General features: G+C 45.1%; 32 protein-coding genes. 15 read left to right on the plus strand and 17 right to left on the minus strand.

The window, feature by feature from the left end; all coding sequences use genetic code 11:
- From SELR_RS14990 to SELR_RS18935, 16 genes are all read right to left on the minus strand, one after another.
- Window positions 1-588, minus strand: coding sequence for a tyrosine-type recombinase/integrase (locus SELR_RS14990; protein WP_158645834.1), 588 nt, complete (start codon window positions 586-588; stop codon window positions 1-3).
- Window positions 589-1152: 564 nt separating this feature from the next.
- Entirely contained in the window at window positions 1153-1659 is a 507-nt protein-coding gene (locus tag SELR_RS14995; RefSeq protein ID WP_014425954.1) for a hypothetical protein, read from the minus strand.
- Window position 1660: 1 nt separating this feature from the next.
- A complete protein-coding gene (locus tag SELR_RS15000; RefSeq protein WP_014425955.1) occupies window positions 1661-2017 on the minus strand; it encodes a hypothetical protein in 357 nt (118 codons plus the stop codon).
- Window positions 2018-2110: 93 nt separating this feature from the next.
- Window positions 2111-2362, minus strand: coding sequence for a hypothetical protein (locus tag SELR_RS15005; protein ID WP_014425956.1), 252 nt, complete (start codon window positions 2360-2362; stop codon window positions 2111-2113).
- Window positions 2363-2377: 15 nt separating this feature from the next.
- Window positions 2378-3013 carry a DUF2786 domain-containing protein gene (locus SELR_RS15010; protein WP_014425957.1) on the minus strand — a complete coding sequence of 212 codons (636 nt, stop codon included), beginning with the start codon at window positions 3011-3013 and terminating at the stop codon, window positions 2378-2380.
- 1 nt (window position 3014) lies between these two features.
- Complete coding sequence (locus SELR_RS18930) at window positions 3015-3191, minus strand: hypothetical protein (protein ID WP_014425958.1); 177 nt, start codon at window positions 3189-3191, stop codon at window positions 3015-3017.
- A 19-nt stretch (window positions 3192-3210) separates the two neighbouring features.
- Entirely contained in the window at window positions 3211-3549 is a 339-nt protein-coding gene (locus SELR_RS15015) for a hypothetical protein (protein WP_014425959.1), read from the minus strand.
- Window positions 3550-3560: 11 nt separating this feature from the next.
- The gene (locus tag SELR_RS15020) at window positions 3561-3836 is read right to left on the minus strand and encodes a hypothetical protein (RefSeq protein ID WP_014425960.1); all 276 of its coding nucleotides are present in this window, start codon (window positions 3834-3836) and stop codon (window positions 3561-3563) included.
- A 13-nt stretch (window positions 3837-3849) separates the two neighbouring features.
- The gene (locus SELR_RS15025) at window positions 3850-4305 is read right to left on the minus strand and encodes a JAB domain-containing protein (protein ID WP_014425961.1); all 456 of its coding nucleotides are present in this window, start codon (window positions 4303-4305) and stop codon (window positions 3850-3852) included.
- Between the two features lie 228 nt (window positions 4306-4533).
- Window positions 4534-4776: a hypothetical protein gene (locus SELR_RS15030; protein ID WP_014425962.1), complete on the minus strand. Its 243-nt coding sequence runs from the start codon at window positions 4774-4776 to the stop codon at window positions 4534-4536.
- Window positions 4777-4778: 2 nt separating this feature from the next.
- Entirely contained in the window at window positions 4779-5054 is a 276-nt protein-coding gene (locus SELR_RS15035) for a hypothetical protein (protein ID WP_014425963.1), read from the minus strand.
- A 93-nt stretch (window positions 5055-5147) separates the two neighbouring features.
- Complete coding sequence (locus SELR_RS15040; RefSeq protein ID WP_014425964.1) at window positions 5148-5639, minus strand: molecular chaperone DnaJ; 492 nt, start codon at window positions 5637-5639, stop codon at window positions 5148-5150.
- An 88-nt stretch (window positions 5640-5727) separates the two neighbouring features.
- Entirely contained in the window at window positions 5728-5913 is a 186-nt protein-coding gene (locus SELR_RS15045; RefSeq protein ID WP_014425965.1) for a hypothetical protein, read from the minus strand.
- On the minus strand, window positions 5910-6839 hold the full coding sequence (locus SELR_RS15050) for a hypothetical protein (RefSeq protein WP_014425966.1): 930 nt from the start codon (window positions 6837-6839) through the stop codon (window positions 5910-5912). Before SELR_RS15050 ends, SELR_RS15045 begins: the two co-directional genes overlap by 4 nt.
- A 168-nt stretch (window positions 6840-7007) precedes the next feature.
- Window positions 7008-7256 (minus strand): hypothetical protein, encoded by a 249-nt coding sequence (locus tag SELR_RS15055; protein ID WP_014425968.1) that lies wholly within the window; start codon window positions 7254-7256, stop codon window positions 7008-7010.
- Window positions 7256-7423: a hypothetical protein gene (locus SELR_RS18935; RefSeq protein ID WP_014425969.1), complete on the minus strand. Its 168-nt coding sequence runs from the start codon at window positions 7421-7423 to the stop codon at window positions 7256-7258. Before SELR_RS18935 ends, SELR_RS15055 begins: the two co-directional genes overlap by 1 nt.
- Before the next feature lie 2689 nt (window positions 7424-10112).
- Between SELR_RS18935 and SELR_RS15060 the strand changes: the two genes are divergently transcribed.
- From SELR_RS15060 to SELR_RS18945, 15 genes are all read left to right on the plus strand, one after another.
- A complete protein-coding gene (locus tag SELR_RS15060; RefSeq protein WP_014425971.1) occupies window positions 10113-10427 on the plus strand; it encodes a hypothetical protein in 315 nt (104 codons plus the stop codon).
- A 563-nt stretch (window positions 10428-10990) separates the two neighbouring features.
- Entirely contained in the window at window positions 10991-11272 is a 282-nt protein-coding gene (locus SELR_RS15065; RefSeq protein WP_014425974.1) for a hypothetical protein, read from the plus strand.
- A 293-nt stretch (window positions 11273-11565) separates the two neighbouring features.
- A complete protein-coding gene (locus tag SELR_RS15070) occupies window positions 11566-12111 on the plus strand; it encodes a hypothetical protein (RefSeq protein ID WP_014425975.1) in 546 nt (181 codons plus the stop codon).
- An 8-nt stretch (window positions 12112-12119) separates the two neighbouring features.
- Entirely contained in the window at window positions 12120-13748 is a 1629-nt protein-coding gene (terL, locus tag SELR_RS15075) for a phage terminase large subunit (RefSeq protein ID WP_014425976.1), read from the plus strand.
- Window positions 13739-15058: a phage portal protein gene (locus SELR_RS15080; RefSeq protein WP_014425977.1), complete on the plus strand. Its 1320-nt coding sequence runs from the start codon at window positions 13739-13741 to the stop codon at window positions 15056-15058. The genes terL and SELR_RS15080 overlap by 10 nt, the downstream gene beginning before the upstream one ends.
- Window positions 15033-16016: a hypothetical protein gene (locus SELR_RS15085; protein WP_041914893.1), complete on the plus strand. Its 984-nt coding sequence runs from the start codon at window positions 15033-15035 to the stop codon at window positions 16014-16016. Before SELR_RS15080 ends, SELR_RS15085 begins: the two co-directional genes overlap by 26 nt.
- A gap of 357 nt (window positions 16017-16373) precedes the next feature.
- Window positions 16374-17375 carry a hypothetical protein gene (locus SELR_RS15090; protein ID WP_014425979.1) on the plus strand — a complete coding sequence of 334 codons (1002 nt, stop codon included), beginning with the start codon at window positions 16374-16376 and terminating at the stop codon, window positions 17373-17375.
- A 69-nt stretch (window positions 17376-17444) separates the two neighbouring features.
- The gene (locus SELR_RS18940) at window positions 17445-17612 is read left to right on the plus strand and encodes a hypothetical protein (RefSeq protein ID WP_014425980.1); all 168 of its coding nucleotides are present in this window, start codon (window positions 17445-17447) and stop codon (window positions 17610-17612) included.
- Entirely contained in the window at window positions 17609-18184 is a 576-nt protein-coding gene (locus SELR_RS15095; RefSeq protein WP_014425981.1) for a hypothetical protein, read from the plus strand. Before SELR_RS18940 ends, SELR_RS15095 begins: the two co-directional genes overlap by 4 nt.
- Window positions 18177-18740: a hypothetical protein gene (locus SELR_RS15100; protein WP_158645835.1), complete on the plus strand. Its 564-nt coding sequence runs from the start codon at window positions 18177-18179 to the stop codon at window positions 18738-18740. Before SELR_RS15095 ends, SELR_RS15100 begins: the two co-directional genes overlap by 8 nt.
- Window positions 18741-18772: 32 nt before the next feature.
- Window positions 18773-19321 (plus strand): hypothetical protein, encoded by a 549-nt coding sequence (locus SELR_RS15105; RefSeq protein ID WP_041914894.1) that lies wholly within the window; start codon window positions 18773-18775, stop codon window positions 19319-19321.
- Window positions 19311-19712: a hypothetical protein gene (locus SELR_RS15110; protein WP_014425984.1), complete on the plus strand. Its 402-nt coding sequence runs from the start codon at window positions 19311-19313 to the stop codon at window positions 19710-19712. Before SELR_RS15105 ends, SELR_RS15110 begins: the two co-directional genes overlap by 11 nt.
- An 83-nt stretch (window positions 19713-19795) precedes the next feature.
- Window positions 19796-20575: a hypothetical protein gene (locus tag SELR_RS15115; protein ID WP_014425985.1), complete on the plus strand. Its 780-nt coding sequence runs from the start codon at window positions 19796-19798 to the stop codon at window positions 20573-20575.
- Window positions 20576-20664: 89 nt separating this feature from the next.
- On the plus strand, window positions 20665-21030 hold the full coding sequence (locus SELR_RS15120; RefSeq protein ID WP_014425986.1) for a hypothetical protein: 366 nt from the start codon (window positions 20665-20667) through the stop codon (window positions 21028-21030).
- 65 nt (window positions 21031-21095) lie between these two features.
- Complete coding sequence (locus SELR_RS18945) at window positions 21096-21242, plus strand: hypothetical protein (protein WP_014425987.1); 147 nt, start codon at window positions 21096-21098, stop codon at window positions 21240-21242.
- On the opposite strand, the gene SELR_RS15125 is transcribed toward SELR_RS18945, so the two are convergent.
- Entirely contained in the window at window positions 21243-21881 is a 639-nt protein-coding gene (locus SELR_RS15125) for a hypothetical protein (protein WP_014425988.1), read from the minus strand. It abuts the gene before it with no gap.
- Window positions 21882-21957: the final 76 nt, after the last annotated feature.

Consider the following 21957-nt stretch of genomic DNA (forward strand, 5'->3'; position numbering starts at 1 on the left):
TTAGAATATATTCTGTGCTACCTTATGCAGATCGTCCTCGTCAAGATGGATATATCGCATCGAAGAGGCAATAGACTTGTGCCCCAGCGCGTATTTTATCGTTGCCGCAGATGCCCCGGCTTTGGCGTATGCGGTGCCGCATCCATGTCGGAAGGAATGGCAATGCAGGTCAGGATAGCCAACCTTGGAACAAGCGTCTGATACCAACCTTTGAACGGAACGGACAGAAAGATGACCTCTCACGCCCAAAAACAGGAAGCTGTCCCCCCGTTGGTCATTTCGCCATCCGTTGATAATGTCCTGCCGCTGACCGTTTACATACCGGCGAAAAGCGTTCTCTGCCTTGTCCACAAGGATGTAGTTGTGTATCTGTTTAGTTTTCTTGTCGCGTAAGCCCATAACGATGCCTTTTCCCGACTCGGCAAAGTCCGACACCTTCAGCTTGGTCACGTCCGAAACGCGAAGGCCGTGATAGAATAACAGGGAAACCAACAAAGCAGTCCGGCTATCTGACTTCAGGATAACATCAGCTGCTTGCTCCGGTGTAGCCACTGACACATCAGGTTCAACCGTCTTTATCTCAGACATATAATTGATAGACTCCTGAACATCGACGGGGTCAAAACAGCGCGGGAAGTGTTTCATCAGCCATCTAATAGCTGCGTGTTTCTGCCTGATGGTAGTTCCCTTCTGCCCAGCGGCCAGCCATTCGTTTGTATGTGCGATAATCGTAGAGCGAGTAGGAAAGTCGTCAAAGGTTCTCAGTGTAACCATGTATCGGTCGGCGGTGGTAGTTGCTTTAATACGAAGTGTAGACTCTGCCTCTTCTAATATCTCCTTATACTTGTCGTTCATATCGTAAACCTCTCAATCTTTTCAAAATCACGAAACAGGGGAGGCCAGCCCAGCTATAATCGGATGAGCCAGCCAGCCGGAAAATGCTCTGGTTCGTTTCTTGTCTGTCAGTCAAACATATCCCGCAGGAAGTCGTGCCCCTCTTTGGTGAACAACAGAACTAAAATCAGAATAAACCATGCCGCTGTCAGCATAACAACCACTCCTTCTAAATGTCACAACACGAAAATTGTATGTTATTCACACTTATATTTTACTATATCGGGAGAAAAAAAGGTATAGTAACAGACAATTTATTTAACATAACCAGTTCAACTTGCAACTACTCCTGAACCCCTCACGAGCCACAGAAGAAAACTTGCGCCACTGGCTCTCATAGTAGGTTTTTATCTTTTGCAGTTCCTCGAAACGCTCCCAGCCGTCAAGACGATCGCGCTCCAGTTCGGCCAAACATTTTCTGTAGCTTTGAACCTCGCTATTTATCCATTTGATGGCCTTTTCACTGTCCACCCGTTTGCCAGTTTCGTCCAGCAGGTGCTCATCGGTAAAGCTGATGAAGTCGCGCTCCTCGTAACCGTGGATGTCCTCGCGATATACTCTGAAAAGACACCATGAACTCTCATAACAATCAATATCGGGTAATTCGTTGATGGCTCGGCGTATTCTTACGTTGTAGATTTTGCCGTCTACGGAAGGAAAAAACTCCCGCAGGGTATATAACCCCACGAGATATTTTTCGATTGTCTGTTTGCGCTCGTCTATTTTTTTCAGTAGCGTTTCCTTATCGTTAATATCATTCCACATATTACAGTGCACCTCCTTTGAAATAAACTCTCGGCATCCGTGTAACCAGCCCTGTAACCTCGGTAAATACTTCCTGCAGCTGGTCGCAATAAACACCCTCGCGTTTGGCAATGAGCGTTTCTTTGTATTCACTGTATGTCCACGTTTTCCGGCTCAGTCGCGGCGTCGTGATTCTCTTGAACTCCACGGTGTAGGTGTCCATCGGAGTCAGGGTAATCTTCACATAATTTGCCTTACTGCCATTTCTGCCGATTCGGAAGGAAAGCCAGTTATCGTGCGTCAGGAAGTGCTTTGCTCCTGTGATATAGGCGAACTGATTGCCACCTAACTGTTTGTAGATTTCTTTTCCAATACTCATAACTAACAACTCCTTAAATATTTTTTAGCACCAATATAGGCACAATAAAGGACACCATATCGGAAAACATGATGCCCTCAATCTGTCTATATTTTAGTCACGATAGCAAAGGCCACCGCTTTTCTTGGCTCTTGCCATACAACGCAGGAAACACTCTGTCAGGTCTTTTACATCGTCCGTGTCGAAGTAGTCAGCAATTTCCTCGTCTGTGGTGGTTGGTTTAATGAACCGGTCAGGCACTCCGCACATAAGCCAGCCCTCGAATACACGCTCATCATTGATGTGTCTTGCTACGGTTTCCATAGCTCGGATAAATTCAACTCTCTTTTTTACTTTTACATCCATTTTCAGATACCTCCATTACATCGTGATTGTTTTTCTGCCTGCGGCTGACCGTCCATCCCGCACTCCCGCGTTATATGCGCCTGATACTGTCGCTCGAATCCCTGCCCCTTTTTTAAGACTGGGGAATAACTCGTGCGTTTTTTCTTTTACATCCTCGGGAACAACCAACATCAAAGCCCTGCACTGTTCTCCCATAGCACTCTCTACAGCATTGATGAACCCTGAAGCATAACTGTTCTCAACGCCTTTGGTCGTACCATACATATCCCTGTATTTTTTTCTCTGCTCACTGATCCCCCGCGCACACGCCCACATCAGGCGGTCGAACATCTGAAGGACTGCGGTGCGGTCTGTTTCGCGTCCGATAAAGGTCAGCGTCGCTTTGCCTCGCCCCCTTACTGTGCGAATAACCTTGCAACATGTATTTTTGGCAATGACATGAGCCAGTATCGCTTGCCACGGCTTCTGTACAGTGTCCTTGTCAGTTCCAACCTCCTCCGACTCGTTGTACTCTCTCATATCGACATGGTGTTTTGCAATTAGCCTCTGCGCCATAGCTGCTGCTGATGCTGCTTCCTGCGGTGTGCATCCGTTTTCCACGGTCTTGCTCAGTAAGTTATTGATGCGCTCCATGATTTTCTTGTTATCCATCTTATTCTTCCTCCAGTTCATAATCAGTCATTTCAAAGCGGTCTGCTCCGACGTATAAATCCATATCACTGTGTTCTCGCTCGGCAATTTCTCGATAATCACAGGTCGGCGTATCGTCAGGAACATCAATCACGACATCGCCCTCGGTTATCTTTTTAAAATACACTCTTATCTTCATCCAAACCTCCTACAGTTTATCATTCGTATTTTTTCAGAAACGAGATTAGCCTACGAATTACAGAGCCGCGCCATCGAGAAATGGTCAGTTTCAGCGCAGGCCACCAGCCGTCCGTTCGCTTGACTTTGAACACTTGACACTGGCTCTCCCCATAGTCCTCGCTAAAGATAACAAAACAAGAGTCGTTCAAAATTTCCTCATAGGTCTGCCCCCAGCCGCACTCGTCGGCATACTCCATAACGGTATCTTTTTTCCATCTTTTTACAAAGTCACGATAAAGAGCCATCATTTGCTCTTTTGTTCCGAACCGATTGGTCAGTTCGCAGGTTTCGGGATTCCATGAAACAAAACAGTACATAATATCTCTCCTTAAATTTGTATCATTCTAACAGGGAATTTACGCACACGCCCGAATTTTTGCATGGTGTAATATATATCCCAGTAATTCTCGCCAGTCACCATCTTGCCGTCCTCGTTCACTTCACAATCATAACCATTGTTATTGAAGAACTCGCAGAACTCTTTTGTTTGATAAGGCCACGGAGAAAACGAATCCTCACTGCCATTATCGTCGTATACTTTTACGGTATAACCTACTGTTTCGCCGTCATCGTCGGGGATTGACTTTACAACAAATAATAACATAATCAAACCTCCATTACCGATTGAAAAGGTGGGGGTGAGTACCCTTTAAACTTCTGTGGTGCTCCCCTCCGATTATGATGTGGTCGAGTACACGAATGTTCATAATTTTTCCGACCTTGCAAAGCCGTTCTGTTGCTCGCAAATCCTCGATACTTGGCTCAGTAATACCACTGGGGTGATTATGAAAAACAATCAGCGCCGAGGCATTATGCAACAGTGCCCCTTTGAATATTTCGCGAGGGTCAGCCATGCTTGCATCCACAGTCCCTCTGCTTGTTTCCATAACTCCTGCGACGTGGTTTTTTACGTTCATGTAAATACAGGCCAATACTTCCTGCGCCTCGTCCTTCAAGTTTAGGGCATCGTTTATCGTATCAACTGCAGTCTGTGGGGAGTTTATGCTCCGCATTTTTAAATAAGCAGGTGCGGTTTCTCTAACAAGTGCAATTTTACTAACAGTGATATTCATGGTTCAAACCTCCTGTGATTTTCGTTTTGTTCAAATCAGACAGAGCCATCTGCGGTGTAATTAAACAGACAACCCGCGCCCAAAATGCTCACTTTTCGCCGTTGTACCTGTTGGCAAAGTGAATACTGTTCGGTGTCACAAGCATCATTCCCTTCATTTTTATTTTTTCAGTGTTTAGTTAACACCATGAGGGATATTATCCCGCGATAATATCCCCTGTGCTATCAACTAATTAAACGGTAGACTCCAGCGCATAACATCGTTGAACGAAACAGACATCCCTCGCGTTTTGAAAAACGGCTCCCCCTGCTCGTCATAACGAATTTTTGATTTTGTGAGTCTGCTCGATTCGCCAGAAGTTACCCATCTAAATACCACCTTGTCATCTATACCGTGCTCAATGTCCCAAACTTCAAGGGAACAAAACGGCCCCATAGGGTAATAGCCGATAAAATTATTGTACTGTTTCATTGTCATGCCTCCATATAGCTCAAGGTGTTCTTTAATACCCGCAAGGTGTTTTTTTCGTTCTCAATCATAAACGCCTGTGCTTGCAACTGCTCGATTTGTTGTTTCATATCGGACAGTAGGGCAGGGGAGGGATTGAAAAAATCCTCTTTGATTTGTACCCCAACTGCTGCCTGAGTTACCTGCATTTTGTTCCAAAGTACCCGCATGGATTCCTCAAGCGTCCACACTCGGTGCATTGCCTTTTCCTTCTCCTGTTGTACCATAAATGTGTCAATCATAAACAACATCTCCTTTTGATTGTTTTTTGCTGGTAGTTGATACCATGAAGGACACCATGATGCGAACCATGATGCCCTCGGTGCTATCAAATATCAATCGGTCAATTCGGGTTTGAACCGGCTACTATAACCGCTCACATGAATACTGCCGTATTTTGCGCGTATCGCGTCCATATCCTTCCCGCCTTTTCTGCCTGTGCTTTTCATCCATGCTGGTCTCCAGTACCACATGTGCTTTTTACTTGCCCAGCGGCATCCTATGTTTTTCAATTCATCCTTGTGCTCCTTCGTGTTGCCGCTTATCCATAGCCACTCGCCGCACAACTCTACATCTACCTCGATATTTAACAGGGCGTTGATGACATCCCTGTAACCATCGTCCACATCGTCAAGGTTAATATTTTCAGAATGGGTTTTACGTTTGATGCCCGCTTTGATGTCCTTGAAACACAGTTCATATTCGGCTGACATTGCCTTAAACTCTTCCTCCGAACCGCCGAGGTCGGGGTGCAGTTTCATTGCCCACTGTTTGTATGCTTTTTTCAGTTCCTTCATATCCACGATGTTCTTGAAATATTTAAACATTGTTCAAACCCCCTGTGATTTTCAAATCGGATAAAACAGGCAAGACCATCCGACTATATTTCAAGACGGACGGCCAGCCCGAAAATGGTCACTTTTCGACTGCGGCAAATACCATGTGATGCAGATCAACGGTTTTTCCGAACACATAACACTCGCCGTTATAGTAGGTCGGCACGTTGTAGCCATCGTTGTTGGCATCGTGGTAGTTATCAAAGACTTTTTCAATCTTTACTGTGCAGAAACGTGGTGTAAAAACTTTGTCTCCGATATTCACGCTACGGCCTCCTTTTTCTTTGCAGTGGTCTTCTTAGTGGCGGCCTTTTTCGTCGTGGATTTTTTCGCAGTGGTCTTCTTTGTCGTGGTCTTTTTCTTTGTTTTGGGGCTGGTGTTTTTCTTTTCGATTTCTTTAGCCTCGGCCTGTAATTTTTCGATGTAATCTGCGTCAATCACAACCACTTCAGGCTCCTCGGTCTTGTCCTCGGTCGGCAGGTTTTCAAGCCACCATGCTTCGTCAGCGTGTTCGCCGTCAATATTCACCCCATACTGTGAGCGTTTGTCGTAACTAACAAACCAGTCGTGAACCATTTCGGCGGTGCAAGTGTAGACAGGCAAGCACATCGGAAGGTTCGGAACAGGCGCGGTTGGTTCGTTCTGTTCTTTTTGTGCCATCTTTGCAAGGATAGCCTCCCTCGACAGGCCGAACTCCTTCTCAAGCAGATCAAGCATTGCCTCGTTGATTTTGGCCTTGCGGGTGCGGGTCTTGCGCGGGGGGATAATGCCCGCCTTGCGCATCTCCTTTTCCTTTTGGTATTGCTCCATGTGTGTTTTCCAGTCGCGTGCAGGCCGTCCTTCGATTGGTTCAATCTCGGTGTAACCTTCCCCACAGGCGAGGTCGCGATACATCATAAGCGTCTGCGTCGTTGTTTTCGGCCATTCGCCCTCCTTGACTTCGCCAGTTGCCTTGTCAGTCGCATATATTCCGGCGTGGGACAAACGGAAGGTCTTTGCGTTATCATTCACAACACAGATGGGGTGCTCGAAGAAATAGAACACGCGCGTTGCTTCAAAGGTTTCGGCTTCAAGGTCTTTGTCTGCGATGATGGTCACAGGCAGGGGACGCGGTTTAATGGTCACCGCATGATTCCCCAGCTTCATGATGGTTTCTTTAGATTCCCATACCTTCAGTACACTCTTTTTCATGTAAATTCGCTCCTTTTCTTTTCACATAGATTCGACAGTTCACGGTTCGGAAAATGGTCACTTTTCGCCTATAATTTTTCGCCTCGCTTGTTGTTTATTTGTATCATTCGTAGACACAAGACAAGGCACAATTCGGAAATTATGCCCTGTGTTTCTATCTACGAACTTTTAAATTTCGTATAAGTCGCTACTCCAAAAATCGGCTTCGCCTTTTGCCGTTTCGCCAAAATAGATTGACGCAGGTAAAATGTTATCGAAGTAGTGACCTTGTGCCCAATCAGGTTTAGGTATTTCAAAGTCTTTTTCGTACTTTTCTTTGAAGTCAGGCCACCACGCGACGACATACGGTTCAACGGTGTTATCGGTTCTAAGTAAAACGTATTCGCCTTTAGTTGCATAAATCATTTTAATTTCCATTATTTACCTCCATAAAAATATTCAAGGGCCTCACTGGTCTTGTCAAATTTAATCTTTTTTTCTCCTTCATTCGGCCAGTTAGAAATAACAATCCATTTGTTAGGATTATTACGGTGTTGCCAAAGATTACTCCAGCCGATTTTTGCGACAAGTTGATAATGTAACATAGTGCCTCCTTTATCGCGTCCAACGCTCAAAAATACTTGCATAAAACAACGCTGGAACTAAGACGGCCAACGCCTTTTGGATGTTTGGATGTAAGCGGCGTTTCGGAAGAGTTTGGATAAATTTTTGCATAAATACAACCTCCTAAAATGTGATTTTGTTTCGTGTGGTGTTAGCGCCACAAGTCAAGGCACATTTAACGATTTCAACTCGCTCGGCTGACTTTATCCATGAAGGAAAATGCGAACAAGAGATTTTTTTACGAATCGGAAAACGTGCCTATCATTCTGACGCGAACAAATAAGAACAATTCACCTTGAGCCTTTTTGTATTAGAATTATTGCTACGATTGGTCTACTATATACCCCATCAGGCTATAGATTTCGGTTGTTTCGTTGCTTCTTCACAACTTTGTAGGGCGTATAGAGCGCACTTCATCCGCTTACTTGCGTACACTTTTTACACGCACTCTCCCTATTTTGCAGATACCGTAACTGCGGGCTATATTGTGACAAATGAGCCACCTTGTCTTTACAAGTTCTTGACTATCAGCCTGCGTATGGCAAATGAGCCACAGGCCGGGGGTACAGGTATACCACACAAACGACTAACTATGGTCTGACAATTTTCAGAGGTTCGGCGTATGCAAGCTACTCCGCATGTTTCACAACATTCGTTGACCGAACATTCAAGGGAATGTGCCTAACACAGTTTCGATGCCTTTTGCATGGTATGGGGTTTTTAGGGTACAAAGTTCCCGACAACATACGACACACAACAAAAATTGTATGACAAAGATAGTTATGACTTTTGCTTTTGCCGTATGTTATGGAATTGGTATGGAAAGGGAAATAGATACACTGGTCATATTTTGGGCCGTGGTCGCTACCAACTGGTGCGCCTGACGTTCGTGCTCGTTGCCTCGCCACGCTTATATCATAACAAATGGCTTTTTGCTTGTCAACTCTTTTTGAAAAGAATTTTTCGTGCTTGTCGTATGTAATTGTCAAAGAACAATATCCGTTGGGATAGGGTAGCAAGCCTTTCGGCTTCGCGCCCGTCCCTCAAGGACAAATACATCATACAACGAACGCGGGATAATGTCAACACTTTTTTAAAAGAATTTTTCACACATACGCGGGCACGCTTATATATTTTTACTAATAGAAGGAATGTGACCAGGTACTAAATAAAACAAAAGTGGCCTCCGGCCTTATGTAACAAGGGCTGGCGGCGTGTTTCGATAGGTAAAAAACAAAGCATGGAAAAAATCACGGCTGGGGCGCGATTCGTGCTGATACTTGACATAGGTCAACTAACTAATAATGATTAACAAAGGTCAACTAACAATCGAAACAGGACAAATAAATTACTAAAACATGATAAACAAATAAATAGCAATAGGAAAACACGATATACGTATACACAATATAATTGCATACAATTAAACTATACACAAAATAATAGATAAAACAAAGAAAATGTATACAGATAATAATTATCAATTAGCAAGTATGGCGGGATGACGGCTTATAGTAGGGTATAAACGATAATAAATGTAATACAAGCAATAGAAAATACAAGATAAAATAAAAATAATAGAATAGTATGACAATTGATAGGTAGGTGGTAGAATAGAAATATTTGACACAATAGAAAATGCAAGAACAATAAGAAAAACGATAATAGAAATCTGATAACATAATACAATTAAATTGCATACAACTGAATGTTTGCAGCTTGTCGATTTGTATAGATAAATAAAGGGAGAATGATTATCGAGATAACAAAATATAATTGCACACAATGAAAATAAAATATAAATTTTTTTGCGCGTATTATAGCAAATTTTGTTGTAACAGAACAGGGCACAAGACAAAACAAGAAAAGGGCGTGACCACTATATAAAGACAAAATACGGCGAACGTCCTGCATAAAACCATGTAAATAGCGTATAGCCTTAGAGCCGCAAGGGTTCATGGTGTTTCTATTGCGTAAAATACGGAGTGACGAGCAAGGCAAATCGAAAACACTTGTAATGCACGATATATAAGGGCTGAGCGGGATTTTAAGGACAGTTTAAAAAACAGTATACGACAAAACAATTATACATGTGCTTGTATAAAATTACACGACCTATATAGCATGTAATATCTATTCCGCGACCGTGTTACGTGTTGGTGTTCCATTGTTTCAAAGTAACAGGTACACGGGGCAATTTTTCACAAACCTATTGGACACAACAGAACAGGCTTCGCCCCCTTTGATTGGTTCATGCATCTTGGCCATATTTTTATTTTTTTCAATCCAAATCGGAGAAACTGTCATTAGCTCCAACAGTGCGACCAGGGCAGCTCCATTGATGTGATTGGCCGGAGGGCAGTTTTTGATATGCCTGTTTTTGTTTATATTTTTATATTGTCAGGGAGATTTTGCGGCAAAAATTTTTCTATATCCCTATATATTCGATTGTATACAATTAAATTTATTAGCTGAAAAAGCGGCGTTTCATCCAGCATCTATGCGGTGTTACAGGCTCGTCGGGAAATCTTGTTACAGCTGATACAAGTTTGTTCCGGCCCGGCGTTTGGACAGAAATATTTTGATTTGGGCGTTGGAAAGTGTCGATTTTCACTGTAGGTAAAAAGTAGAGAGAGTTTGCGTCGCGTTCATCAGGAGGGAGGTGGATGTATGGGGGCAAATATTGTGACTGGCTGGCAGTTGGTAAGCTACGCTATCAAATCGGGTAAGGTAAGTCATTCGGCGGCGGTTTTGTTGTTTGTTTTGATTGATAAGTGGAACGCACTTCACAGGCCGTTTAGCTTGAATATGACCAATGCTGCGCTTATGCAGATGGCTCATTTTGGCAGTCATGTTTCTTTGGACAAGGCGAAGCACGAACTGGAGGCCACTGGGTTTATCGTCATCAAGGCAAGCAAGAAGCGGTTCGGGACGGAGTATAAGATCTGTTTTGGGGCATGGCCGGGAATGGCTGATGGTGTCTGAATCAGACCAACAACAGAAGAGTATTATATTTATCTAATACTAACGTATTATCTAAATATAAAGGTGAGTGGGTTCTTCAAAGGTGAATCCTTCCGATTTGGCAATCGGTTCAGGCAAAGCCTGAATGTCTTGCAAGCAAGCCAACCTTCGGTCTTTTAGTTTTCTCTTTTCTCTCCACATCGGAGGAATGGTCAGGCAAAAAGAGAGCAGCGCGAGGCTGGCGCCGGGCATGGATAAGCCTTTCCGATTTGGTGACCATCGCGAATAAGTGGTATTGATGACCTGCCACGGTCTGAAATTGCCGTATAAGCGGCTGTTTCTCATATTGGTTTTGTGCAATCAAAAAAGTGACCGCGAGAAACGCCGTCTAAGGCCGTTGAAAAAGGAAACGCATATAAACTATCGCATCGGAGTGTAAAAGGCGGCTACGCCGCGAATAGAGCCGTTAGGCTTAATTTCTCCGATTTGCAATAAAAATTACCCGCAATGGTGGCTTAGATGGCCAACATGGGGGGAATATGGTGCAGGCAACTGCCAAACCATACATGAAGGAGGTGGAAAATATGTATATCCCAGTCAAAGAACAGGAAACTGTTATTCAGATTGACCGCACTGGCGACATTGCTCGGGTGTATTCCACGGATGCAACCATGATCTGCAAGCTGGACAAAAAATATGAGCGATACCAAGTCCACAAGCAGAACAGGAAAATCGTTGGTGTCGAGTATCGCGTTGATAAGCGGCTTCTTTCGTGGCGGTCTGCTCCGGCTGTAAGTCACATGACGGACGAGCAGAAAAAGGCTGCAGGGGAGCGATTGAAAAAAGCTCGGCAAAAGAAGAAGTAAAGCATCGATTCTAAGCCCGATTTTCTACACCGCACGGTGTACCTGACATCTGAGCACTATCAGGTGCGATAACTTATTAGGGAGTCCATCTAAACGCACTGAACTCAAAATTTACCAAACAGGCCGTGAAGCCACATCGCAGTAGGGCTTACGGCTATTTTGTTTGCTGTTTTTGTGTTTTTTTGTAATTTTTTTTGAGATTTTTCCATTTCAGCCTCTGAAAATGTCGAATCTCACTATGAGTAATATATGGGGGGATAAATTTAGAGTCCTCCTAGAAAGGGGGCTGGCACATGGCAGGACAGTCCAAGATTGATAAACTGGGGCTGGGAGCCAAGGTTCTCGCCCTTCGACAAGACCTCACCTGTGAAGAGATTGCCGACGAGATCAACAATCGGTATCTTCCTGCAGGTGCAGAGCCTGTCAACAAAATGACGATTTCGAGATACTGTACTTCCCACGGTATGACTGATATGAACCGAAACGACATTTCCAAGAGCGTCACCAACTTTGATGCGCTGGGCGAAGCCTGTAAGGTTAGGGACAGACTGGTCAAGCGCACCAACAAAATGGAGCGATTCCTCGATGAAATCAAAGAGGATGAGGAAAAGTTGTCGGAGTATGCAAGTATCAATAACGCATACCTGAACTGCTTACGACAGTTGAATGACCTCAATGAGTCGGTATCGAAAATCCAAAAAGAACAGCTGGGAATGAGCAAAGTGCGTCAGGTTTTGGGAGTAGTCCTGACAACGCTGAACAAGTACCCATCTGTTCGAGCAGAGATTTTTGAGCAGCTTCGCAATTCGGAAGTATACGAAACCATCAGAGCAATTTAGAGGTATTCATGGCAAAGAAAAATCAGCTTAGATTCTTTGATGAACTTGCTGAGGCTATGGATAAGACCTCGAAAAAGGGGAATGGCACAGAAGCATTGCGGGTGCGGGTTCGGGACTGCGCCACATCACTGGAACTGTTTGCGAAAACCTATTTCCCGGATGTTTTTACATCTGAGTTCTCCGAACTGCACAAAGAAATTTTCAAATCAGCGGAGGAAATGATTTTAAGGCGTAAACGCCGGAAGAATTACTATGTACGAGCCGCTCCGCGTGGCCACGGCAAAAGTCAGGTAATCAGCTACCTGTTGATTATTTGGTGCATTTGCTATAAGTACAAACAGAATATTCTACTCGTTTCTGATACGCTCGACCAGGCCAAGTCCTTCATTTCTGCCATTAAGACAGAACTGGAAGAAAATGAGCGTATTAAAGCCGACTTCGGCGACTTATCCTCTGAGGAGAAATGGGCACAGGACAAAATCATCACATCCAACAAAGTTCAGGTTTATGGGCGCGGTGCTGGGCAGAAATTGCGCGGTAACAAATACGGCTCTATTCGCCCCGAGTTGGTCATCATTGACGATCTCGAGAACGATGAAGCTGTTGAAACTGAGGCACAACGCCGCAAACTATTCAACTGGTTTATGAAAGCCCTGCTGCCAGTAGGAACGCCGACCACCGACTATATCTTTATCGGGACAGTTTTGCATTATGAAGCATTACTGCAAAAGTTACTTACAGAGCCAACCTTCTCGATGTGGGACAGAAAGCGGTATCAGGCGGTCACAAAGTTTTCTGATTCTCCCTTGTGGGATGAATGGGAAACTATCATGCTGGACGAAAACAACGATAACGCTGGCGAGGATGCTTACAAGTTCTACAAAAAGAACAGAGCGGAAATGCTAGAGGGCGTTGAGAGTCTATGGCCTGCAAGCGGTGCTGACTACTACGAAAACATGATGGAGCTTAGGGTGTCAGATCCTAGTTCCTTCGCGTCCGAGTATCAGAATGAACCGATTGATCCCTCGCAAGCAGAATTTTTGCCGGAATGGTTTGATTATTACTATGAACTTCCTGAAATTGTGGAGGTTTATGGTGCGTGTGATCCATCTTTGGGTAAAGCGAAATCAGACCGAGCGGCAATCATTTGGGCTGGCAAGGATAAGCAAGGCTACCTTTACATACTGGATGTGCTAATGGGAAGGTATAAACCTGACCGAATCATTGACCTCATTATTGCAGGTTCTATGAAATATCAAAGCCACCTGAAAAGTGTGGTCATTGAAACAGTACAATTTCAGGCTATGTTCAAGGACGAGGTGGCCAAGCGTGGACTCAATGCGGGTATTCAAATTCCCATAACTGAGTTTAACGACAAAACCCCGAAAGAGGTTAGACTGCGCGGCCTTATCCCGCGTATCAAAAATAAATATATCAAATTCCGCAAAGACCAAACGGTGCTTGTAAATGAGTTCCTGCGGTTTCCAAAAGCGTCTGATGACGGCATGGATGCGGTAAATATGATTTGCTCTGCGGCTTTTCCGGTAACAGGGCAGAAACTTGTTTTTGGAGGTATATCCTCTAATATTAGACCAAAATTCAACCCGATGGGGGGTATATTCGCCAGATGGAGATAAAGGCATTTGGCAGGGTGTTTCAAATGAGATTCGGCAAGCACTCGGACAGGGAGACGCGCTCAACGATTTTTGCGTTCGCGCAGACTGTTCCTAAAGCGTCAACGCCGAAACCCACAGAGAGAATGCTCCGAGATTTTTCTCGTTCTGCTATCCCTCACCGTGCGATTTCCCTTATCCGGGACGGTGTACTCGCACAGAATTGGAGGGTAGTACCTGCGAAAGCAGGTGATGGCCGGTCTTATAAACAGGCTATCAGGGCGATTGAGAACATTATCAAGCACCCTAATGAAACAGACGATTACAGAACCTTTTGGGGACAGATTGTAAACGAAACATTGATAGGGGACAACGGTGCTGCAGAGATTGTTTTTACAGGCAATCCGACACAGCCCATGAAACTTTATCCTGTCAATGGCTTTTCGCTGGAGTATTGCCACGGATTCTTTGAAAATCCGAAGCAGCCGCGATTCTGCCAGCGTCAAAATCAGTACAATCCTGTCTATCTTTATGACGAAGATGTTCTGTATATCCAACATAATAAAACAACCGACAGTGCTTTTGGATTGTCCCCGCTGGAGTCAGCGTATCGGCAGTTAATGGCACTGGGTTCGGCAGAAGAATACGCCGCTTTGCAGGCTTCACAGGCCATGCCCCGAAATGCCTTAAACTTGGGTGAGGGCGTGTCCGAGAATGATCTGAAAGCGTTCCGAAAATACTTTGCCGAAGAGGTTTATGGTAGCGGTCGTTCCCCGATTATCGGCGGCACAAAAGGTGCGGGGAGTCTTAAAATTGGTGCTGAAGGTGACTCTGAACTGTTCCTCGAATGGCAGAAACACCTCATTACCATTATTGCCCTGTCGTTCGGCATCGATCCGAAGAAGCTGGGGCAAGGCTCTAACACTGACCGCTCAACCGTTGAAGAACAGAATGAGTCTATGCAGAACGAGGCTATTCGCCCCATTTGCTTACTGATTCAGGACGCTATCAACGAAAAAATCATTCGCCGTTTGGGACTGTCCGATGCGGTAAAATTCGAGTTCTACTACGAAGATACGCACGACCAAAAGATGAAAGCCCAGCAAATAATCGTAGACCAATGGAACACCAACGCCTTAACCTTTGCGGAATACCGCGAGAAACTAGGCTTACCCTATATTGACAGCCCATACAACGACATGACTCAGGCCGAGATGAAATCTGCTTTGAACAAAAAATACGCAGTTCAAACAGGCGGTTTTAATGGCGTGGGTAAAAACCAAAAAGATGGAGTTGACAAAAAGACCAATGGAGAAAAAAACACAAAGTCTTAGTGTAATCAGCTTCTCTTCCATGCAAGATGCGAGTAATCCCGATGTACTACCGTTTGAGGCAGTCCTGGGGTATGTAGATACTCCTACGGACGCAACGCCCTGCGGCGGTTATAGTGGTTACAAAACTACGCTTAGTTCTGAAAATATTGACCTTGATTCCCTCGTGGGTAGCGGTGTCAATGTCTGCTGGTCTTACTGGCCGGAAGATAATATGACTCGGCACAACCCGCGTTTTAAGGTTGGAGTAATCGATGCTGCCGAATTGGACGGTACGGCAATTAAGGCAAAAGGGCACCTGTGGAAATCTGATTTTCCCGATGTGTGCGAGGTCGTGGAAAACGCCAAAGACAGCCTCGGTTTCTCTGTCGAAGTATATTCTGACGGAATTAAGATAGACCACAGCGAGAAAAACGCAACTTGCTTGGGAGTCCATTTTACTGGGGCTTCTATTCTGTATAAGTCGAAAGCGGCTTTTCAGAAAACCAAAATCATGTGCTCTATCATGGGCAACGAAAAGGAGATTGACGAAGTGAACGAAGAAGTACAGAAAGCTCTTGACGAGCAGAATAAGGCTTTTGAAGAAAAGTTCGGTGCTCTCAATGAAACGGTTGGTAAGCTGACCGCAGCAGTTGAAAAGCTCTCTGCAAAGCCTGAAGAAAAGGAACCCGAACAGAAGGACGAGCCGCAGGCTATGGATTTTTCTGCTATGACGGATGCCATCAAGTCTGCAATCGCTGACGGTTTCAAGGCACAGAATTTCGGTGTACAGGAAAAGGCTCCGGAAGGTCGTAAGACTGAACAGAACCCCGGCACGGAAAAACAGCTGGATAACCACGAAAAAACGGCTATGGAACTTTCCGCAGAAGTTCAGAAGGATGACAGCCTGACTCCCGCTCAGAAGTGGAGCAAGCAGCTGAGCATTTGGAACGAACATCGCGACGAGTTCGAGTCTAAGTAATTAGGCAAACAAAGGGTAGGGGTTATTTATTAGGTGCACGCCTCAGCCCTGTGGAGGTTTTGATACAACTCCATGAACTGAAAAAATAAAAACACCTAGTCGTGTGAGCAAAGAGAAACGAGACTCTTTCCATCACTTTTCTCATGGGTGTTCCGTCTTATCGTGGATGTTGAAAAATCCCGCTAAGTATCTATAAGCGTTGTGGAAATACTTGTTCTTATCCAAGAGGTGTAAAACACTGCTCCGATAAAGAGGTATGGTAGTTGATTCCGAATACTACTCACGAAAGATAAAACATGAGAGCCGCTTTTGCGGTCTTTTTTTATGCGATTTTTTATTTCAAAGGAGAAAAAATAAATGGAACGTCTTTTTAACGGCGTAAGCCGTCAGATGAGTTTCGGCGCAGTAACTGCTGACTATATCGGCACTGGTGCTATCCATGTACCTGTTTTCGATAAGCCGATTCTCGACAACACCCGCAAGCGTGGTGTACTGCTTCAGCGTGTACCTGTAAAGGCAGCAACCGGCCACCCGACCCGCTATTTCGAGAAGGAGCCGCATGACAGCAAGCACCAGTTCATCAATCCTCGCAACATTGACCACAACCTCGATACGACTCTGGACTACACGGAAAAAAGTGCTCTCGTGCGTGGTTTGGTCGATGGTATCACGTTCTCCAAGTTCGACCGCGAGGTGTACTACGATTCCCAAGGCGCTGGCTTTGGTGACCTGCAGGCTGATGCCCTGAATGAAATGGTTACGGATATGCTGGATGCCCAAGACCGCGCTGTGTGGACTGGTAACGCAACCGACCTGATGGACACCAAGAACCCCGAGTATTGCTCTGTTCTCACTCAGGTTAAAAAGAAGGGCACGATTGCTAAGGACTCCCGCATTGTTCTCGGTATCATTCAGAACGTGGCTGAACTGATGTACAACAAAAAGTACAATGTTCGCCCCAGCGCCATCTACATGAACCCGCTGGATAAGGCATTGCTCGACGAACAAGAAATGCTGGAGAAGGACAAGCTCAAGACTTTCACGATGGAAGTCGTTCCCGGCATTAAGGTAGACGCTATTATGACTGCTGCTGGCATCCTGCCCATCATCTGCGACATCTACTGCCCGGTCGGCAAGATTCTCGTTGTTGATGAGAAACAGCTCGAACGTCGTTATGTGGCCTCTGCTGCACCGCGTGTGTACCAGCTGGGCACGGAAAAAGACCTCGCAACCCGCTTTATCGCTGTTCTGTTCGATACGTTCATCGTTAAGGCTGGCGAGTATGGCCACAAGGTCATCACCATCGAAGGCCGCACCGAGGAAACTGTTACTCCGGCACAAGCTGCTGCTGGTAACTAAGATTAGTAAACAGGCTGGCTCTTCCCGATAGGGAGGGGCTGGCTTTTGTTACTGAAAAGGGGTGTATAAATGGCAAGAAAGAAAAAGGAAGAAATCACGGAAGATGGTTATGTAAACATCGTTGATGGAGTGCATAGCATTACGCTGAAACACCGTACAATTCACTGTCCGAATGGCGTTGCTTATGTGACACCCGAGGAAAAGGAAACTATCAAGGCTATGGGGCTGATTAAATGAACTGCTATCTGACGGAACAGGAGTTATTGCCGTATCAGAACATCATGGATGAACTCACGATGGAAGATGCGCAAATGGCTTCAAGTCTGATTGACGGTTATTTAGGACGGTCTTTCGCTTTATCGCAGTTCACAGACCGCATTAAATTGCGGAAGGGCAGAGGAAAACTCAGTCATTCGCCTGTGGCGAGTGTAGACAAGGTGGTGGGAGTTTCCCGCTCCATGTTTGGCAAGGTGAAGTCCGAAATGTCCCCTGAAGTGATTGATCTTGATCCCGAAATGGATGGTTATTTCACGCTCGAGAATGATTCAACAGACCTGACGGCAATGGTATTCAACACAGTTCCCGAAATGCTGCTTGTTACCTATACCAGCGGTTTTGCTGAGTATCCTCAACGACTGAAAGACGCTTGCGGGATGCTTGCTTGCAACATTCGTCAGGCAAAATCCTTCGCTGGGGCAAAGCAATTAACCTCTTTGGACTTTCAGGTGCTTATGACGGATGATAGCTTCTTTACATCTGACATAAAACTGCTTTTGAAAGGGCTGAGTTACGATGTTCGCAATGTTTAATCGGTTCAAAACACCCATCAACATATACGGCAAAGAGCCGGAAAAGGCTGTTTTTGCTCGTGTGGGCAAGACTGGCTCATCCAATTTCAAATCCAATTTTGTGTATTCTGTCCTGCTTTCCGAAAAGACGAAACTGGAGAACGGCGATATTTTTACGGCAAAGACAGGTCTGCAGAAAAAAGAAAGCACATTTCTCGTTATATCGGTACGCCGCGCTGACGAGTCAATCCAAGCAACGGTATACAGGTGTAATGGTGTGGCCGATATTTACCGCGCAACACCCGAGTATGATGAGTTCGACCAGGTCATTGGCAATACCATAAAACTGGTTGATTCCGTAGCTGTAAACCATACTACAGTCAATGCCCAAATGCGACTACTGAACGCTGGCTTGTTGCCTAGCACTACAAAGGAATTTCGGATGCCCAAATGCGACATCAAAGAAATGGACAGGATTATTCTCGATGGGGAAAAATACTGCGTAGATGCTATCGACAAGACCAAATTTGATGGTCTACTGGCGGTTCAGACTTCTAACGACAACAGAACGCTGTGAGGAAGGACTACCAAAAGCACCTCCTGAACAAAATGCGGAAGATCCTCCGTAAATACTGCAGGTTGGCTTGTGATGAAGTCCGGCAACAGTGGGGAGCATTGGACACGATTGATGGTGAAGCAGCCATCGAACAAAAAGAACTGGAGATAACGCAAGATACGGTGGCTAGAGCCTTGTGCGCTTATGGGCAGAAAGCATGGATAGCCGAGTTTGGTAAGGGTTCGCTGATGGACAAGTCCACAGAGGAAAATCCTTTCCTGCAAGATTACCTGCGCAACAATCCTGATGTGAACTGGGACAGAATGGCCCACAATATGGCTGTTGTCGGTAGACCGTATGGTTACTATTCCGACATTGACGGCAATAAGCATTTTTCCCACGGCACATTAAAGGGTGTTCCCATCGAAACATGGTACGGCCAGCCGTTGTTTACTCCGATTCGGGGAAAGCACATTATCAGCAATATCCTCGAAAAAAGCGGCCTGATTGATGAAATGAACGAAGAAATACAGACCGCAGTCATGGATATTTTGTATGAGCTAGTGGGCAGGTTCCCAAAGGAGATAAAAATTGTTAAGTAGGCGAGAGTTATTTGGCAAGATATATCAGGAACTATGGAAGGACGCAGATCTTGCGAAGTTGCTGGGCAACCCTAAAACCCCCCAGGAACGCAGTGAGCGCATCCGAATGGGTATCACCCCGCTTTCCTATGCTACTGCAGATAAAGTAAATTTTATCAGTATGTATTTGTCCTCTACGACAGAGACTGAAAATATTTATGCAGTCAGGGCTTTCCTGAATGTTGACTACTACGGCAAAAGCTACTCCGATTTGTTACAAATGAGTGAAATCGTGGGGAGAGTTATGGAGCGGCTGGGTATTCTATGTGATAGTTCCTATGATGTGGCTTCAAACACCAAGGGTGTATACATTTATACCCAAAAATATAGACCTATTATATGGTCGCAATAACCCGATGGGGTATCAATATGAAATAGACAGCTCTCTAACGAGAGCGTTTTTTTATTATCAATTTTTTCAAAGGAGAAAAATAAATGGCAGAAGTAAAACTCAATCGTAATTTCTTTGTCGAAGGTACTGGCAAGGCAGTAGTCGGCGGCAAGAACGGCAAGGTCGGTTATATCCACCTGCAAAACGCAACTTTCGAGTTCAGCTCCAAGATGGAAAATATCGAAGGCGGCGAATCCAATGCAAGCCTGTTCTCTTATCAGACCGAAAAGGACGGTAAGGTCACGTTCCAAAACGCTTCCATGGATGCGCAGACCGTGGCTCTTACGCAGGGCGTGACGGCTTCCAAAAAGGCTGTTGTGTTCGCAATGGAGGAAAAAGTTAAGGTTGACACCGATGGTACGGCTACGCTGGCTCACGCTGCTACTGCTGACCTTGAAACGCTGGTTCTCTCCACGGACGAGGGCGAGTATGTTCCGTATAAGGATGGCAAAGTTGACGCTAAGTATGCCAATCAGACGCTGGTTGCTACTTATGCGTACAGTGTAAATCAGAACGCAGTGGGCGTTGACGTTAAGACGACCTCTGTACCGGGCTATGTGACGATTTTCTTCCGTTCTAAGCCTGTAAAGCAGAAGGACGGCCGCATCCTCCGCCAGTTCTTGACGATTTACAAGGCACGTTCTGACGGTTCCCTGAAGGTTGACTTCAAGCACAAGAACGCCTTTGCTCCCGAGCTGACCTTCAACATCGTTGATCCGGAACGCACTGACGAGAAGTTCTGGGCATATTCCTGGCAGGATGTGACCGAGGAAGAGGCTGGCAACCCGGACGTGGTTGTGCCGACTGAATCTGCTGGCGAATAAGCCACTGAGTAAAAAGAAAAGGGGTGTCCAATCTTTTATGGTTGGATGCCCCGTCTTTTTTGGTGTACGAACAGAAAGGAGTTTAACTTATGACTGATAATTTTATTAAATGCCGCGATGGCAAAGACCGTGAAATTTTTCCGGCACTGATTAAAGACCGCAAGCGCATCCAACACTTTATTGTAAAGTTCCGTACCGATATGGCTATTCTTAATCTGCTGTCCCCTGACCTCGCAAAAGTGGCAGAGATTGGAGATTTTGAAGCAGCTTCGGCTTTCTCCGATGAGCCATATGACGCAATGATGGAAATGCTGGTAATGGCGTTTGGCAATAAATACACCGCAGAGCAGCTGGAGGAATTTGTCGATGTGGCAATGGTTCCCAAAATCTTTGATGTATTCTTTGCTATCAGCGGCTACAAAGATACAAAAAAAAAGACCAGCAAGAGCAAGTAAGCTGGGACGAGCTGGTCGCAAGTATCGTAAAAAACACCAGTATGACTGTAAAAGATATAGGCGAAATGAGCTACCCTGAACTTGAGGGGCTTATGGACGGCATGGCCACCAACGCTAAAAAGGAAGAAGCCTACCTGAAGGGCGAGGAAGAAATCACTGAGAATGGTGACGCTAATGACTTCATGCAGTTTATGATGAACGGCGGGATGTAATCAGCCCCATTTTTGGGAGTGTTTGTATATTTCTTGTTTTATCTCGTATTCGTGTTTGGGTTCAAAAAAAGCGAGTTTTCCCGTTTCGTGGTCTTTAATCGAGTTGTAATATCCAAAGGCAACTGTTTTTATTGCGAGCAGTATCAAAGCTATGAGAGAGTAGTCTATGATGTCCAGTAAGGCTCGCTGAGCCTCTATGAATGTCTCGCATCTTGCTTGTTGGTCAGCTATTTGCGCCCACATTATAGATTGCTCACGCGGCGGGACATTAACTGCCCAGCTGGTTGCCGAATTGGGGTCTAGGCAGTTTGTCACAAAAAGGTATGCCGCGAAAGACGTGAACGGCAGAAGTAACACAAGGCTCATTGTCATCGCCTTTGCCAGTTCTTTCCAATCGACTTTATATTTCAATTTATTTTTAATCAATAAAAGCCAAAAAGCAACAATGGGAGCCGTAACAAGCGCTAGTGATAGGTGTTTTAGGTTTGCAACTCTTAACAAAACGTGCTGAGTCCCAGTTGCTAGCGTCCCTAACCCTAGACCTGCCCAAACTGCAGGAATACTAAAACACACTGTTATCCCTATGCAGGAAAAGACAAAGATTGTAGCACCCAAACTCATGGGAAACAGAAAAAACATATCAATCAACTCCCTAAATTTTCTGTCTATATTATACCATACTGCCTTTTAATAACTCTACAATACAGGAGGTAAA

The sequence above is a fragment of the Selenomonas ruminantium subsp. lactilytica TAM6421 genome (genome assembly GCF_000284095.1).
Lineage (GTDB): Bacteria > Bacillota > Negativicutes > Selenomonadales > Selenomonadaceae > Selenomonas_A > Selenomonas_A lactilytica.

Bases quoted from the DNA above. Each gene is read 5' to 3' on its own strand.
- SELR_RS14995 (WP_014425954.1), bottom strand. From the start codon at position 1,659: ATGTGGAATGATATTAACGATAAGGAAACGCTACTGAAAAAAATAGAC.
- SELR_RS15070 (WP_014425975.1), top strand. From the start codon at position 11,566: ATGGCAGGACAGTCCAAGATTGATAAACTGGGGCTGGGAGCCAAGGTT.
- SELR_RS15105 (WP_041914894.1), top strand. From the start codon at position 18,773: ATGCGGAAGATCCTCCGTAAATACTGCAGGTTGGCTTGTGATGAAGTC.
- SELR_RS15000 (WP_014425955.1), bottom strand. From the start codon at position 2,017: ATGAGTATTGGAAAAGAAATCTACAAACAGTTAGGTGGCAATCAGTTC.
- SELR_RS15065 (WP_014425974.1), top strand. From the start codon at position 10,991: ATGTATATCCCAGTCAAAGAACAGGAAACTGTTATTCAGATTGACCGC.
- SELR_RS15095 (WP_014425981.1), top strand. From the start codon at position 17,609: ATGAACTGCTATCTGACGGAACAGGAGTTATTGCCGTATCAGAACATC.
- SELR_RS18930 (WP_014425958.1), bottom strand. From the start codon at position 3,191: ATGAAGATAAGAGTGTATTTTAAAAAGATAACCGAGGGCGATGTCGTG.
- SELR_RS15005 (WP_014425956.1), bottom strand. From the start codon at position 2,362: ATGGATGTAAAAGTAAAAAAGAGAGTTGAATTTATCCGAGCTATGGAA.
- SELR_RS18935 (WP_014425969.1), bottom strand. From the start codon at position 7,423: ATGTTACATTATCAACTTGTCGCAAAAATCGGCTGGAGTAATCTTTGG.
- SELR_RS15080 (WP_014425977.1), top strand. From the start codon at position 13,739: ATGGAGATAAAGGCATTTGGCAGGGTGTTTCAAATGAGATTCGGCAAG.
- SELR_RS18940 (WP_014425980.1), top strand. From the start codon at position 17,445: ATGGCAAGAAAGAAAAAGGAAGAAATCACGGAAGATGGTTATGTAAAC.
- SELR_RS15030 (WP_014425962.1), bottom strand. From the start codon at position 4,776: ATGAAACAGTACAATAATTTTATCGGCTATTACCCTATGGGGCCGTTT.
- SELR_RS15035 (WP_014425963.1), bottom strand. From the start codon at position 5,054: ATGATTGACACATTTATGGTACAACAGGAGAAGGAAAAGGCAATGCAC.
- SELR_RS14990 (WP_158645834.1), bottom strand. From the start codon at position 588: ATGTCTGAGATAAAGACGGTTGAACCTGATGTGTCAGTGGCTACACCG.
- SELR_RS15100 (WP_158645835.1), top strand. From the start codon at position 18,177: ATGTTTAATCGGTTCAAAACACCCATCAACATATACGGCAAAGAGCCG.
- SELR_RS15085 (WP_041914893.1), top strand. From the start codon at position 15,033: ATGGAGAAAAAAACACAAAGTCTTAGTGTAATCAGCTTCTCTTCCATG.
- SELR_RS15020 (WP_014425960.1), bottom strand. From the start codon at position 3,836: ATGTTATTATTTGTTGTAAAGTCAATCCCCGACGATGACGGCGAAACA.
- SELR_RS15010 (WP_014425957.1), bottom strand. From the start codon at position 3,013: ATGGATAACAAGAAAATCATGGAGCGCATCAATAACTTACTGAGCAAG.
- SELR_RS15040 (WP_014425964.1), bottom strand. From the start codon at position 5,639: ATGTTTAAATATTTCAAGAACATCGTGGATATGAAGGAACTGAAAAAA.
- SELR_RS15090 (WP_014425979.1), top strand. From the start codon at position 16,374: ATGGAACGTCTTTTTAACGGCGTAAGCCGTCAGATGAGTTTCGGCGCA.
- SELR_RS15115 (WP_014425985.1), top strand. From the start codon at position 19,796: ATGGCAGAAGTAAAACTCAATCGTAATTTCTTTGTCGAAGGTACTGGC.
- terL (WP_014425976.1), top strand. From the start codon at position 12,120: ATGGCAAAGAAAAATCAGCTTAGATTCTTTGATGAACTTGCTGAGGCT.
- SELR_RS15125 (WP_014425988.1), bottom strand. From the start codon at position 21,881: ATGTTTTTTCTGTTTCCCATGAGTTTGGGTGCTACAATCTTTGTCTTT.
- SELR_RS18945 (WP_014425987.1), top strand. From the start codon at position 21,096: ATGAGCTACCCTGAACTTGAGGGGCTTATGGACGGCATGGCCACCAAC.
- SELR_RS15015 (WP_014425959.1), bottom strand. From the start codon at position 3,549: ATGTACTGTTTTGTTTCATGGAATCCCGAAACCTGCGAACTGACCAAT.
- SELR_RS15025 (WP_014425961.1), bottom strand. From the start codon at position 4,305: ATGAATATCACTGTTAGTAAAATTGCACTTGTTAGAGAAACCGCACCT.
- SELR_RS15120 (WP_014425986.1), top strand. From the start codon at position 20,665: ATGACTGATAATTTTATTAAATGCCGCGATGGCAAAGACCGTGAAATT.
- SELR_RS15055 (WP_014425968.1), bottom strand. From the start codon at position 7,256: ATGGAAATTAAAATGATTTATGCAACTAAAGGCGAATACGTTTTACTT.
- SELR_RS15050 (WP_014425966.1), bottom strand. From the start codon at position 6,839: ATGAAAAAGAGTGTACTGAAGGTATGGGAATCTAAAGAAACCATCATG.
- SELR_RS15060 (WP_014425971.1), top strand. From the start codon at position 10,113: ATGGGGGCAAATATTGTGACTGGCTGGCAGTTGGTAAGCTACGCTATC.